The organism is Rhabdaerophilum calidifontis (assembly GCF_008641065.1).
Classification (GTDB): Bacteria; Pseudomonadota; Alphaproteobacteria; order Rhizobiales; family Beijerinckiaceae; genus Rhabdaerophilum; species Rhabdaerophilum calidifontis.
In genome coordinates this window covers 33,269-46,106 of the sequence record NZ_VTRS01000006.1, presented here as the reverse complement: position 1 = coordinate 46,106, position 12,838 = coordinate 33,269, and the positions used below count along the sequence as shown (strand labels likewise).

The 12,838-nt window shown below is 68.6% G+C and carries 10 protein-coding genes; 5 read left to right on the top strand and 5 right to left on the bottom strand.

Translation table 11 applies throughout. From position 1 onward, the window contains the following. Position 1: 1 nt before the first annotated feature. The 3 genes from FWJ24_RS10685 to FWJ24_RS10675 all read right to left on the bottom strand — a co-directional run bounded on the left by FWJ24_RS10685 (position 2) and on the right by FWJ24_RS10675 (position 2,084). The gene (locus FWJ24_RS10685) at positions 2-532 is read right to left on the bottom strand and encodes an SRPBCC family protein (protein WP_150287821.1); all 531 of its coding nucleotides are present in this window, start codon (positions 530-532) and stop codon (positions 2-4) included. A 165-nt stretch (positions 533-697) separates the two neighbouring features. Further along, positions 698-1,081 carry a c-type cytochrome gene (locus FWJ24_RS10680; RefSeq protein ID WP_150287820.1) on the bottom strand — a complete coding sequence of 128 codons (384 nt, stop codon included), beginning with the start codon at positions 1,079-1,081 and terminating at the stop codon, positions 698-700. Between the two features lie 88 nt (positions 1,082-1,169). After that, positions 1,170-2,084, bottom strand: coding sequence for a LysR family transcriptional regulator (locus FWJ24_RS10675; protein WP_150287819.1), 915 nt, complete (start codon positions 2,082-2,084; stop codon positions 1,170-1,172). A 139-nt stretch (positions 2,085-2,223) separates the two neighbouring features. Here FWJ24_RS10675 and FWJ24_RS10670 point away from each other — a divergent pair, with 139 nt between their 5' ends. The 4 genes from FWJ24_RS10670 to FWJ24_RS14915 all read left to right on the top strand — a co-directional run bounded on the left by FWJ24_RS10670 (position 2,224) and on the right by FWJ24_RS14915 (position 8,595). Further along, positions 2,224-3,657 carry an FAD-binding oxidoreductase gene (locus FWJ24_RS10670; RefSeq protein WP_150287818.1) on the top strand — a complete coding sequence of 478 codons (1,434 nt, stop codon included), beginning with the start codon at positions 2,224-2,226 and terminating at the stop codon, positions 3,655-3,657. Further along, positions 3,654-4,847, top strand: coding sequence for an FAD-binding protein (locus FWJ24_RS10665; RefSeq protein WP_246155655.1), 1,194 nt, complete (start codon positions 3,654-3,656; stop codon positions 4,845-4,847). Before FWJ24_RS10670 ends, FWJ24_RS10665 begins: the two co-directional genes overlap by 4 nt. A gap of 6 nt (positions 4,848-4,853) precedes the next feature. Continuing rightward, complete coding sequence (gene glcF / locus FWJ24_RS10660; RefSeq protein ID WP_150287817.1) at positions 4,854-6,191, top strand: glycolate oxidase subunit GlcF; 1,338 nt, start codon at positions 4,854-4,856, stop codon at positions 6,189-6,191. A 190-nt stretch (positions 6,192-6,381) separates the two neighbouring features. Beyond that, positions 6,382-8,595 (top strand): methyl-accepting chemotaxis protein, encoded by a 2,214-nt coding sequence (locus FWJ24_RS14915; RefSeq protein ID WP_150287816.1) that lies wholly within the window; start codon positions 6,382-6,384, stop codon positions 8,593-8,595. Between the two features lie 6 nt (positions 8,596-8,601). On the opposite strand, the gene FWJ24_RS10650 is transcribed toward FWJ24_RS14915, so the two are convergent. Together FWJ24_RS10650 and FWJ24_RS10645 are read right to left on the bottom strand one after the other, a co-directional pair. Further along, positions 8,602-10,407 (bottom strand): cation:proton antiporter domain-containing protein, encoded by a 1,806-nt coding sequence (locus FWJ24_RS10650; RefSeq protein ID WP_150287815.1) that lies wholly within the window; start codon positions 10,405-10,407, stop codon positions 8,602-8,604. A gap of 30 nt (positions 10,408-10,437) precedes the next feature. Further along, positions 10,438-11,844, bottom strand: coding sequence for a sodium:proton antiporter (locus tag FWJ24_RS10645; RefSeq protein WP_246155654.1), 1,407 nt, complete (start codon positions 11,842-11,844; stop codon positions 10,438-10,440). 208 nt (positions 11,845-12,052) lie between these two features. On the opposite strand from FWJ24_RS10645, the gene FWJ24_RS10640 reads away from it, so the two are divergent. After that, positions 12,053-12,832: a class II glutamine amidotransferase gene (locus FWJ24_RS10640; RefSeq protein WP_150287814.1), complete on the top strand. Its 780-nt coding sequence runs from the start codon at positions 12,053-12,055 to the stop codon at positions 12,830-12,832. The last annotated feature ends 6 nt before the right edge of the window (positions 12,833-12,838 follow it).

Genomic DNA, 12,838 nt, shown 5'->3' with positions numbered 1-12,838 from the left:
GCTAGGCCTTGCCGAATTTCCACCATTTGCCGCGCGGCTTGTCCTCGCCGCCGGTCTCCTGCCCGCCAGCCTCCGCCTCGCCGGCAACGTCCGGCGGAACGAGGATCTCACCGAAGGCCTGGAAGAAATCCCCGGCGAGCTTCCTGGCGGTCGAATCGATCAGCCGCGCGCCGAGCTGGGCGATCTTGCCGCCGACCTCGGCCCTGGCGGTGTAATGGAGGATCGTCGCCTCGCCATCGGGTTCGAGGCGCACATCGGCGCCGCCTCGCGCATGGCCGGCGACGCCGCCCTGCCCCTCGCCGGTGATCGTGTAGCCGTTCGGCGGATCGATGTTCGAAAGCGTCACCCTGCCGGTGAACGCGGCCTTCACGGGCCCGATCTTCAGCGTGACCTTCGCCTGAAGTTCGTTTTCGCTCAGCCGCTCGATCTCGTCGCAGCCGGGAATCGCCTGTTTCAGCACATCGGGATCGTTGAGCGCCGCCCAGACCACTTCGCGCGGCGCCTCGATCCGCCGGCTGTCGCTCATGTCCATGGCCGTTCTCCCGCCCGATCTTTCGCATCGGGCATGAAGCGCGTGTGCCGAGGCGACGTCAAGGGCGGTTGCCCTGCCCCGCACGGGCCATCTTGCAGATCAGAGGCAGGGAGCGGGGTCTCCTGCGTCAGGAGCCCCCGCCGGGAATGTCCGAAGCGCGCCGGATCACTGCTTCGGCTTGCCATCCGGCCCGAAGGTCTTGAGATAGGCGAGAAGGTCGGCGGCACGCTTCTCGTCTTTCAGGCCGGCATAGGCCATCTTGTTGCCGGGCATGAAGCCGCGCGGATCCTTGATATAGGCGAGGAAGGTTGCCTCATCCCAGGTCTTGCCGGAATTCTTGTTGGCCTCGGAATAATTGTAGCCCTCGACCGTGCCGGCCTTGCGGCCGATGATCCCGTTCAGGAGCGGGCCGACGCCGTTCTTCGCCGTCTCGCCGACCTGATGGCAGGCGCGGCACTGGCCGAATACCGCTTTGCCGGCTTCGGCATCCTGTGCCTGGGCGGCGGCGGCGAGGGCGATCGTGGCGGCAGCAATCGAAAAGCGAAGCATTGCGTTCCCTTTCTTGAACAATTCCAGCCTCTAACGGAATCAGTGTCCGCGCGCAAGAACGCCGATGTCGCAGAGCCGGCTTGCGGCCTCAGCCCGCGGGCAGCGCGAGCCCCCGGTCCCAGCTCGGCACGGGGCTGTAAAGCTCTGTCAGGAAATCGATGAACACCCGCGTGCGCTGCGGCAGGTGGCGACGCGAGGGATAGACCGCATGGATCGCGACGCGGCGCGGGGCGCGATAGCGCGGCAGCACGACGGTGAGCGCGCCCGAGCGCAGTTCCGGCCCGACATCCCAGGTCGAGCGCAATGCGATGCCGAGCCCGGCGATCACCGCCTCGCGGATCACTTCGCTGGAATTGGTGGCGATGACGCTGCGGACCGGCACCGCAAGCGGCCCCTCGGGCCCTTCGAGGCGCCAGTGATCGGCGTTGTGAACCAGCAGCCGGTGCCGGGCGAGATCGGCGATCGTCGCCGGCGCCGGGTTGCGCGCGAGATAGGCCGGCGCAGCGCAGAGCACGCGATGATTCGGCGCGAGCCGGCGCGCGACGAGGCTCGTATCGGCGAGATCCGCGATACGGATCGCGACATCGAATTCGCCGCCGATCACATCGACGAAATCGTCCGAGAGCGAGAGATCGAGCGCGATCTCGGGGTAGCGTTCCAGAAAGCGCACGAGATGCGGCGCGACATGCAGCCGGCCGAAGGTCGTCGGTGCCGAAACACGCAACGGCCCGCGCGGCAGGGCCGCGCGCTGGGAAACCCAATCCTCCGCCTCCTCGACCGAGGCCAGGATCGCCAGCACGCGCTCATGGAAGCCGCGCCCGGCCTCCGTCAATGCGATCTGGCGCGTCGTGCGCTGGAGCAGCCGGGTGCCGAGACGCTCCTCAAGCCGCTTGATCCGCTTCGAGATCACCGGCGGCGAGAGGCCGAGTTCGCGCGCCGCGCGCGACATCGAGCCGGTTCCGGCCACACGCGCGAAGACGTCGAGATCGCCGAACCTGTCCATCAAGCACGAATGCTAGCATATCCATTCCAAATCGGAACAGATGCCATGCAAGAACCGCTGCGGTGGATCAATCGTCAAAGCGCGCGCGATTTGGCATAAGAGACGCAAGCAGACAAAAACGTCACGGGAAACGCCTGCCATGACCGCGATCGCCTTCCCGGCACCCGATGCCGGCATCCTCGGCCGCCGAGACCTGATCCTTGCCGGGCTGGCGCGGCTGGTGGCGCCGGAATGCCTGATCACCAGCGACGACGAGCGCCGCGCCTTCGAGACCGATGCCTTCACAGCCTATCGGCGCATGCCGCTGGCGGTGGTGCTGCCCCGGACCACGGCGGAAGTGGCGGCGGTTCTCGCCTATTGCCATGCCGAAGGCGTGCCGGTGGTGCCGCGCGGCGCCGGCACCTCGCTCTGCGGCGGCGCGATCCCCCAGGAGGACGCGGTGGTGATCGGCGTCTCGAAGATGAACCGCATCCTGGAGATCGACTACGCCAACCGCCTCGTGCGCGTCGAGGCGGGCGTCACCAATCTCGCGGTGACGAATGCGGTCTCGGCGGAAGGGTTCTTCTATGCGCCGGACCCGTCAAGCCAGCTCGCCTGCACCATTGCCGGCAATATTGCGATGAATTCCGGCGGCGCGCATTGCCTGAAATACGGCGTCACCACCAACAACATCCTCGGCGTGACCTTGGTGACGATCGACGGAAGCGTGATCGAGATCGGCGGACCGGCGCTCGACGCGCCGGGCTACGACCTGCTCGGCCTCGTCTGCGGCTCGGAAGGGCAGCTCGGCATCATCACCGAGGCGACGATCCGCATCCTGCGCGCCGCCGAGGGCGCGCGGCCCGTGCTGTTCGGGTTCGAGACCAGCGAACAGGCCGGCGCGGCGGTGGCGGCGATCATCGCCGCCGGCATCGTGCCGGTGGCGATGGAATTCATGGACAAGCCGGCCATCGAGATCTGCGAGGCTTTCGCGAAGGCCGGCTACCCGCTCGATGTCGAGGCGCTCTTGATCATCGAGGTCGAGGGGTCGGAATCCGAGATGGAGGCGACGCTCGCGCGCATCGTCACGATCGCCAGGGCCCATGGCGTGAAGGTCGTCAAGGAATCGAAATCGGCGATGGAGACCGCGGCGATCTGGAAGGGGCGGAAGAGCGCCTTCGGCGCCACCGGCCGCATCGCCGATTATATCTGCATGGATGGCACGATCCCCACCGGGCAATTGCCGCTGGTGCTGCGCCGGATCGACGAGATCGTGAAGGCGAAGGGCCTGCGCGTCGCCAATGTCTTCCATGCGGGCGACGGCAATCTGCATCCGCTGATCCTCTACAACATCAACGATCCCGACGAGGCGCGGAAGGCCGAGGAGGCCGGCAACGAGATCCTCACCCTCTGCGTCGAGGTCGGCGGCTGCCTCACCGGCGAGCACGGCGTCGGGATCGAGAAGCGCGACCTGATGCGGCGCCAGTTCACCGACATCGATCTCGCCCAGCAGCAGCGGATCCGCGCCGCTTTCGATCCCGGCTGGCTCATGAACCCGGCCAAGGTCTTCCCGCTCGATCGCAGGGCGGCATGATGGCCACGGACACGCATCCCGAGAGCGAGGAGGCCGTCGCCGCGGCCGTGCGCGTGGCATTCGAGGCCGGAGAACCGCTGCGGATCATCGGCGGCGGCACCCGCGCCGCGCTCGGCCGGCCGGTCCAGGCGGCGCGGCGCCTCATCCTCGATCGCCTCGCCGGCATCACCCTTCACGAGCCGGCGGAGATGGTCATCGCAGCGAAGGCAGGAACGCCGCTCGCCGCGATCGAGGCGGCGCTCGACGCCAAGGGGCAGATGCTGGCCTTCGAGCCGGCGGATTTCCGCGCGCTGTTCGGCTCGCAGGGCACGCCCAGCATCGGCGCCATCGCGGCCGGCAACATTTCCGGCCCGCGCCGGATCTGGGGCGGCGCGGCGCGCGACAGCCTGATCGGCCTCCGCTTCGTCAACGGGCGCGGCGAGATCGTCAAATCCGGCGGGCGGGTGATGAAGAATGTCACCGGGCTCGATCTGGTGAAGCTCCAGGCCGGAGCCTGGGGCACGCTCGGCATTCTCACCGAGGTCACGTTCAAGGTGGTGCCGAAGCCGGAAACGATCGCGACGCTGGCGCTTGACGGGCTCGACGATCCGGCGGCGCAGGCCGCGATGAGCGCCGCCCTCGCTTCGCCCTTCGAGATCACCGGGGCGGCGCATCTGGCGGCGGGGCTTGCGGGAGAGACGGCGCGGACATTGCTGCGGATCGAGGGATTCGGCTTCTCGGTCGATTATCGCGCGGGCGAGCTTGCCCGGCTGCTTGCGCCCCATGGCCGGCTCGAACGGCTCGACAACGCGGCCGGCCGGGCGCTCTGGGCCGCGATCCGCGATGGCCTGCCCCTCGCGGAGCCGCGCGAGGCGGCGCTGTGGCGGCTTTCGCTGAAACCCTCCGAGGCGGCGGCGGCGGTGGCCGCCATCCGCGCAAGGCGGGATGCGCGGGCCTATTACGATTGGGGCGGCGGGCTTGTCTGGCTCGCGACGGCGGCGGATGGGGATGCAGGTGCGGGCGTGATCCGCGCCGCCGCGAGGGCCGCGCACGGCCATGCAACGCTGATCCGCGCGCCGGAACCGGTGCGCGCCGCGGTGTCCGTGTTCGAGCCGGGACCGGCGCCGGTCGCCGCGATCACGGCCCGGATCCGGGCGGCCGTCGACCCGGCCGGGCTCCTCAATCCCGGCCTGATGCATGCGGGGGCGTGAGATTCGATGCAGACCAGTTTTTCCCTCGCCGCGCTCGCCGATCCGGCCATGGCCGCCTCGGAGAAGATCCTGCGCACCTGCGTGCATTGCGGCTTCTGCACCGCCACCTGCCCGACCTATCTCGAACTCGGTGACGAGCTCGACAGCCCGCGCGGGCGCATCTACCTGATCAAGAAGATGTTCGAGGCGGGCGAGCCGGCCAATGCCGAGGTCGTGCAGCATATCGACCGCTGCCTCTCCTGCCTCTCCTGCATGACGACATGCCCCTCCGGCGTGCATTACATGCATCTTGTCGACCATGCCCGCGCCCATATCGAACGCAGCTACCGCCGCCCCTGGCACCAGCGGCTGATGCGCGGCCTGCTCGCCAATCTCCTGCCTTATCCCAACCGCTTCCGGCTCGCGATCTTCGCCAGCGTTCTGGCGCGGCCCTTCCGCGGCGTGGTGGAAAGGCTGCCGGTGATCGGCGCCCAGCTCGGCGCGATGCTGGCGCTGGCGCCGGCCAGAATCCCCACCCGCTCGGCGATGGAGGGGCCGGGGCGCTTCCCGGCCCGGGGCCCGCGCCGGGCGCGAGTGGCGCTGCTCTCGGGCTGCGCCCAGCCCGTTCTGGCGCCGCAGATCAACGAGGCGACGATCCGCGTGCTCAACCGGCTCGGAATCGAGGTCGTGCTGCCGGAGGGCGCGGGCTGCTGCGGCGCGCTGGTGCACCATATGGGCCACGAGGAGACAAGCCACCGTCAGGCGGCGCGGCTGATCGACGCCTGGATGGCGGAGATCGAGGCCGCCGAGCGCGAGGGCGCCAGCCTCGACGCCATCCTGATCACGGCCTCCGGCTGCGGCACCACGATCAAGGATTACGGCTTCATGTTCCGCAATGATCCGGCCTACGCCGCCAAGGCGGCGCGGGTTTCGGCGCTGGCCAAGGACATCACCGAATATCTCGCGACGCTCGATCTCGCGCCTGCCCGCGAGACCGGGCTGACCATCGCCTATCATTCCGCCTGCTCGATGCAGCACGGGCAGAAGATCACCGAGCCGCCCAAGGCCATCCTCCGCGCGCTCGGCTTCCGGGTGAAGGACGTGCCGGAGGGGCATATCTGCTGCGGCTCGGCCGGCACCTACAACATGCTCCAGCCGGAGATTTCCGGCCGCCTGCGCCAGCGCAAGGCCGGGAACATCGTCCGGACGCGCCCGGACGCGGTCGCGACCGGCAATCTCGGCTGCATCAGCCAGATCGGGCTCGGCCTTTCCGAGCGCGGCGAAGCGGTGCCGGTAATCCACACGATCGAGCTGGTGGATTGGGCGCTGGGCGGCGCCGCGCCGGCGGGACTGCGCATGCCCTGATTGAAGCTTGCGCGGCAATCCGCACCCTCCTGCGGAATGGCGCCGGCATCACCGGTTCATGACGGGAATTGCTTCAAGTTTAGGCAATCCTTCATATTCGCGGCAGAGAATTTCTCCTTGAGCGTGCAAGGAATGCCGCGTTTGCCTGTTGGGAGATGCATTCGTGATCTTTCGTTTCAGAAGCCTGCGGGTGCAGTATGCAGCCGCGGCGACCCTCATTTTCGCGGCCGGGTTCGCCGGCGCCGCTACCCTCTCGAAAATCGTCGTCGAGCAGACGATCCGCGCGGAACAGCTGGTGGCGACACAGGCGGCCGGCGCGCAGGCGGCGCAGGCGTTCGACACGATCCGCGATCGCATCCTCGTCTATGCCGGGCTCATCGCGCGGGATCCCGAATTCGCCCGCATCGTCGAGCGCGGCGATGACAACGAGCGCATCAACGCGACGCAGATGGCGTTCGAAAGCCTGCGCAAGGCCGACGCCGCGATCTCGACCCTGGAAATCTCCAACGCCGCCGGCATCATCCTGGCGCGCGGGCACAATCCGAAGGTGAAGGGCGACGACAAGAGCAAGGTCAAGGGTGTCGGAAGCGCCGTGAACGGCAAGGCCTGGTCCGGGCTCGAAATATCCCCGACGACCGGCCAGGCTGCGCTCGGCGCGGTGGTTCCCGTGGCGACGGGCCGCGGCGTGATCGGCACGCTGGGAATCGGCGCGCGCGCCAGCGCGGCGACCGGCGCCGAGATCAAGGCCAAGACCGGCGCCGAAATCCTGATGTTCTACAAGGGCAAACTGACCAGTGCGACGCTCGACGCCGCCAAGGATCTGACGATTGACCCGGATTTCTATGCCCGCGCGGTCAACGGCATGCAGGCGGATGGCGCGCTGCGGATCGGCGAGGCGTCCTATGCCGCGCAATTGCGGCATTTCCCCTCGGCGGCCGGCGAGGGGCTGGTCGTGGCGGTGCTGGTCGATGGCGCACCCTATGCCGCGCGCGTGGCCGAATTTTCTACCTCCATGCTGCGCTACGGCCTGCTGGCCCTGCCGGTCATCGCGCTTATGGGCTTCGCGCTCGGCGCGCTGTTCGCGCGGCCGATCCTGCGCACCGCGCAGGCGCTCGACGGGCTTGCGGCGGGGCGCGAAGTCTCGCTCGCCGCCTATGCGCAACGCGGCGACGAGATCGGCGACATGGCGCGCGCCTTCGGCCAACTTCAGGGCGAGGTTGTCGATTCCTTCCGCCTGCGCCAGACCGTCGCCGGAATGCCGACCGGGGTCATGATCCTGGACCGGGCCGCCGGCTGGACGATCGGCTATCTCAATCCCGCGCTGGTCGCGGCGCTGCGGCCGGTCGAGAATGCCCTGCCCGCCGCGGCCGATGCGCTGGCCGGGCGCGCCGCGACGGATGTGCTCGCGGCGGCCGGCATCGATCGGGCGGTGCTGGACACCCTGCCCGCAGACGGGCTACGCCGCCCCATCCACATCGGCGATACCGCCTTCATGCTCACGCTTGCCGAAATCCATGCCCCGGACGGCGCAGCCCTCGGTGCCATGGTCGCCTGGGAGAACGTCTCGGATCGCCTGGCGCTCGCCAACCGCTTCGAGGCGGCGGTGATGGCGGTGGCGGCCGGGGTCGAGCGGGCCTCGTCGGATCTGCGCGCCCGCGCCGCAATGATGCGCGACAGCGCCGCCGCAGCCCAGGGGCAGGCCGAGGCCGTGGCGCGCACCTCCGAGGAAAGCGCCACCTCGGTCACGTCCGTCGCCGCCGCCGCGGAAGAGATGCTGACTTCGATCGAGGAAATCCGCCACCGGATCGACGAATCGGCGGCGACCAGCGCGACGGCGACGCAGGAATCGCAGCGTGTCGTCGGAGTGATCGGCCAGCTCGCAAGCAATTCCGAGCGGATCGGCACCATCGTCCAGGTGATCGGCTCGATCGCGAGCCAGACCAACCTGCTCGCGCTCAATGCCACGATCGAGGCCGCCCGCGCCGGCGAGGCGGGCAAGGGCTTCGCGGTCGTCGCGAACGAGGTCAAAACGCTCGCGAGCCAGACCGCGCGCGCCGCCGAGGAAGTGGTCGCGCAGATCAACGAGATCCAGGGCACGACCCAGATCGCCGTCTCCGCCATCGACACGGTTGCTGAGACCATCGCCCGCATCGCCGCGGCGACGAACGGGATCGCCGCCGCCATGGAGCAGCAGCGCGCAGTCACGGGAGAGATCGCGCGGAATACGCAGCTGACCGCCGCCGGCACCGCCGAAGTCGCGACGGCGATCACCGAGGTGTCCACCACAACACGCCTGACCGGAGACGCCGCCGCCGCCATGCTCGAACAGGCGGATGGGCTGCTCGGCGAGGTCGAGACGCTCAAGGGCGAGGTCAGCGCCTTCCTGGCCCAGCTCGCGGCCTGATCGCGGTCATTCCTCGGCCGGCTCGGCGCTGTCGCGCCGGGGCGCCGGGCGGCGGGGGGTGCGCTTCGGTCGCACCACCCCCACCCCCTCGCGCAGATTGGCGCGGAACTCGTCGCGCTTCTCGTGCACCGAGGCGATGACAAGCCCCATCGGCACGCCGATATCGACCAGAACCGCCTCGGCGAGCTGGAGGCTCGCCTCCATCGTCTCCGGCACGACATCGGAGGCGCCGAGCCGGTAGAGCTGCATCGCGTGCTCCGGATCGCGCGAGCGGGCGATGATGACGAGATCGGACCGTTCGGCGCGGGCGGCGCGCACCAGGCGGTCGACCGAATCCGGATCCCCCGAGGTCGCGACCAGCGCCCGCGCCTCGCCCACCCCGAGCCGGCGTAACAGCTCCGGGCGCGAGCCGTCGCCGAAATGGATGCTCAGCCCGCGCGCCCGCAACCGCGCCACCAGTTCAGGGTCGGAATCGACCGCAACCACCGCCACCCGGTGCCGTTCCAGCATGTCGGCGACCAGCTGCCCGACCCGGCCATAGCCGACCACGATCACCGGCGCCGCACCCGGTTCCGGCAACACCGCCGGTGCCGCCGCCACGCCGGCGCGCAGCCGCGCAGCGCCGAGCCGCAACCCGAGCGCGTGCAGGCCCGGAATCAAGAACATCGACAGAAGCACCGCGATCGCGGCCAGCGCGCCGGTCTCGCGCGGCACGACACCGCTCGCCATGCCGGCCCCGAGAATCACGAAGGCGAATTCTCCGGCCGGCGCAAGCACCAGCGCGATCTCGGCACGGGCGGCGGAAGCAATGCCGAATGCCGCGAGCAGCCCCCAGAGCAGCGCGGCCTTCACAACGATCAGCGCCAGAGTCACACCGAGGGCCACGGCAGGGTTCGCAAGCAGCAGCGCGACATCAAGCTGCGCGCCAGCCGTGAGGAAGAACAGGCCGAGCAGCAGCCCCTTGAACGGCTCGATCGTGACCTCGATCTCGTGGCGGAACTCGGTCTCCGCCAGCAGAAGCCCGGCGAGGAAGGCGCCGAGCGCCATGGATTGCCCGGCCGCCGCCGCCAGCAGCGCGGCGCCGAGCGCCACCAGCAGGCAGGCGGCGAGAAACAATTCCTGGCTGCCCGAAAGCGCCACCAGCCGCATCAGCGGCCGCAGCGCCAGCCGACCAACCAGAACCAGCCCTGCAATGGCGAGGATGCCCCACAGGAACGCCACGAGGAACCCCTGCCCCGCCGCGCCGCCGAGCCCCGCCAGCGCCGCGACCGCAATGAGGATGGGCGCAACCGCCAGATCCTGCAGGATCAGGACCGCGAACGCCATGCGGCCGGAAACCCGCGCGATCCGCCGCCCGGCGGCCAGGACCGGCAGCACGATCGCGGTGGAGGACAGGGCGAGCGCAAGCCCGAGGATGATCGACGCCTCGCGCGAGACGCCGAACAGCCAGGCCCCGACGCCGATCGCCAGCGCCGAGGCGACGAGTTGCGCAGAGCCGAGCCCGAACACGTAGCGGCGCAGCCGGATCAGCCGCTCGAAGGAAAGTTCGAGCCCGATCGTGAACAGCAGCACCACGACGCCAAGCTCGGCGAGCGGCGCGAAATCGCGGATATGCGCGAAAGTGAGCGCACCGAGCCAGGGCCAGTGCGATGCCAGGCTCGCAAGCCCGTGCGGGCCCAGGAAAACGCCGCCAAGCAGGAAACCGATGACGGGGCTCACGCGCAGGCGGTGGAAGACCGGGACGATAACCCCGGCAATCACCAGGAAGATGATCAGGTCGCGGAAGGGGCCGAGGCCCGGGCCATGCTCCATGCCGCGCCCCCGATCACATCAGACACGGCTTCATCGGAAGAAGACCAGCGTCACGAGAATGAAGACCGGGACCAGGATGCCGCCCGACCACAGGATGAACCCGAAGAACGAGGGCATCTTCACCTTCATGTCCTTGGCGATGGCATAGACCATGAAGTTCGGTGCGTTGCCGATATAGGAATTCGCGCCCATGAACACCGCGCCGGAGGAGATGGCGGCGAGGGTCAGCGCCATGGGCCCCATCAGCGTCTTCGGGTCGCCCCCCGCCAGCTCGAAGAAGACGAGATAGGTCGGCGCATTGTCGAGGAAGGACGACAGGATTCCCGTCAGCCAGAAATAGGCGATGTTGTTCGGGCTGCCGTCCGGGTTCGAGACCAGCGCGACCAGCGGCCCGAAGGCCCCGGCCTTGCCGGCCTTCAGCATCGCGAGAACGGGGATCATGCAGATGAAGATCCCAGCGAAGAGCTTCGCCACCTCGAGGATCGGCCCCCAGCCGAACTCGTTGCCGGCGCGCACCGGGCCGGGCGTGATCTTCAGCGAGATGAGCGCGATGACCACCAGAACGATATCGCGCAGCAGGTTCTGAAGCTCGATCTCGCCGCCGGGGAAGGCGATCCGGATGCCCGGCTTCCACGAGGCCGAGACGAGAATCGCGGCGATGATGGCGCCGAGCAGCAGGAAGTTCGCCTTGCCGAAGATCTTGATCGCACGATCCGGCGTCGGGTCCTTCGGATGCGGGAGCGAATCCTCCCGGCGGTGGATCACCGTGTCCCAGGCATAGAACAGCACGAGCAGAAACCCGGCCACGAGCAATGTCTCGGTGAAGAGATGCGTCGTCGTCCAGAAGAAGTCCACCCCGCGCAGGAAGCCGAGGAAGAGCGGCGGATCGCCGAGCGGGGTGAGCGAGCCGCCGATATTCGAAACGAGGAAGATGAAGAAGATCACGACATGCACATTGGTGCGCCGGTCGTCATTGGCGCGGATGAGCGGCCGGATCAGGATCATCGAGGCGCCGGTGGTGCCGACGATGCTCGCGAGCACGGTGCCAATGGCCAGAAGACCTGTGTTCACCGCCGGCGTGCCGCGCAGATTGCCGGTGATGAGGATGCCGCCCGCCACCGTGAACAGCGCGAAGAGCAGGATGATGAAGCTCATATATTCGAGCAGCATCGTGTGCAGAACGGCCTCGAAGGCCACGCCGGCCCCCTTGAAGGCGATAAGCGGCAGCACCGTCAGCGCCGCCCAGAGCGCGGCGATCTTGCCGTAATTGTGCTCCCAGAGCCGGTGGAACAGCACAGGGCCGGTGGCGATGCAGAGCAGCAGGCCGATGAAGGGAAGCGCCCAGAAGAAGGAGAGGCCCTTGCCGTCCAGTCCCTCGGCGGCGGAAGCCGGGCCAGACAGGAACAGGGCGAGACCCAGACAAAGCGCGCGCAGCATCATTTCCCCCGCGAAGATCACATGGCAGTTGTTGTGCCATTCGCATGGCGGCACATCAATTGTCTTCGGCGAAGGCGGCAGGCTTCGCATGTGGAAAGAACGGCGGCGTCTCTTCACAACCGGTTCAGTTTCCGCGTCCAGAATGAATATTGGACAATTCTCCCGTCACAGCCGGGAGAGAGCAGACGTCGTTGACGATAAGGATGCCATGTGCCGCTTCCTCGCCTATCAGGGCCAGCCCGTGCTGATGGAGAGCGTCGTCTCCAAGCCCTGCCATTCGCTGATCCACCAATCGATGCAGGCGCATGAGGCCAAGACGACGACGAATGGCGACGGGTTCGGCCTCGGCTGGTATGGCGAACGGCCCGAGCCCGGCATCTATCGCGACCTGCGCCCGGCCTGGTCCGACGAGAACCTGCTGTCGATCTGCGCGCAGGTGCGTTCGCCGCTGTTCTTCGCGCATGTGCGCGCGGCGACCGGGACGGCGACCAGCCGCCCGAACTGCCACCCGTTCTGCCATGGCACCAGCCTCTTCATGCATAACGGCCAGATCGGCGGCTACCATGCCGTGCGCCGGCAGGTAGAGGCGCTGATCCCGGACAGCCATTATGCCCACCGCCACGGCACGACCGATTCCGAGGCGATCTTCCTCGCCGCCGTCGCACGCGGCGCCGCGAACGATGCCTTGCGCGCCTTCGCCGAGGTTTTGAGCGCGGTGCGAGGCATCACGCAAGCGGCGGCGCTCGATGCCCCGCTCCGCTTCGCCGCCGCCTTCACCAACGGCCATACGCTCTGGGCCTTCCGCTGGGCCTGCGACGACCACGCGCCGACGCTCTACTGGCGCCACGAACCGGACGGGCTGCATGTCGTCTCCGAACCCTGGGATGACCGAAGCGGGGCGTGGCATGCCCTGCCCCAGGGCTCGGCGCTGATCGCCGACCGGCACGGCGCGCCAAGGGTCACGGATTTCCGGCCGGCATGCGGGTGAGGCGCC

Bases quoted from the DNA above. Each gene is read 5' to 3' on its own strand.
- FWJ24_RS10650 (WP_150287815.1), bottom strand. From the start codon at position 10,407: ATGGAGCATGGCCCGGGCCTCGGCCCCTTCCGCGACCTGATCATCTTC.
- FWJ24_RS10645 (WP_246155654.1), bottom strand. From the start codon at position 11,844: ATGCTGCGCGCGCTTTGTCTGGGTCTCGCCCTGTTCCTGTCTGGCCCG.
- glcF (WP_150287817.1), top strand. From the start codon at position 4,854: ATGCAGACCAGTTTTTCCCTCGCCGCGCTCGCCGATCCGGCCATGGCC.
- FWJ24_RS10665 (WP_246155655.1), top strand. From the start codon at position 3,654: ATGATGGCCACGGACACGCATCCCGAGAGCGAGGAGGCCGTCGCCGCG.
- FWJ24_RS10670 (WP_150287818.1), top strand. From the start codon at position 2,224: ATGACCGCGATCGCCTTCCCGGCACCCGATGCCGGCATCCTCGGCCGC.
- FWJ24_RS10685 (WP_150287821.1), bottom strand. From the start codon at position 532: ATGGACATGAGCGACAGCCGGCGGATCGAGGCGCCGCGCGAAGTGGTC.
- FWJ24_RS10675 (WP_150287819.1), bottom strand. From the start codon at position 2,084: ATGGACAGGTTCGGCGATCTCGACGTCTTCGCGCGTGTGGCCGGAACC.
- FWJ24_RS10640 (WP_150287814.1), top strand. From the start codon at position 12,053: ATGTGCCGCTTCCTCGCCTATCAGGGCCAGCCCGTGCTGATGGAGAGC.
- FWJ24_RS10680 (WP_150287820.1), bottom strand. From the start codon at position 1,081: ATGCTTCGCTTTTCGATTGCTGCCGCCACGATCGCCCTCGCCGCCGCC.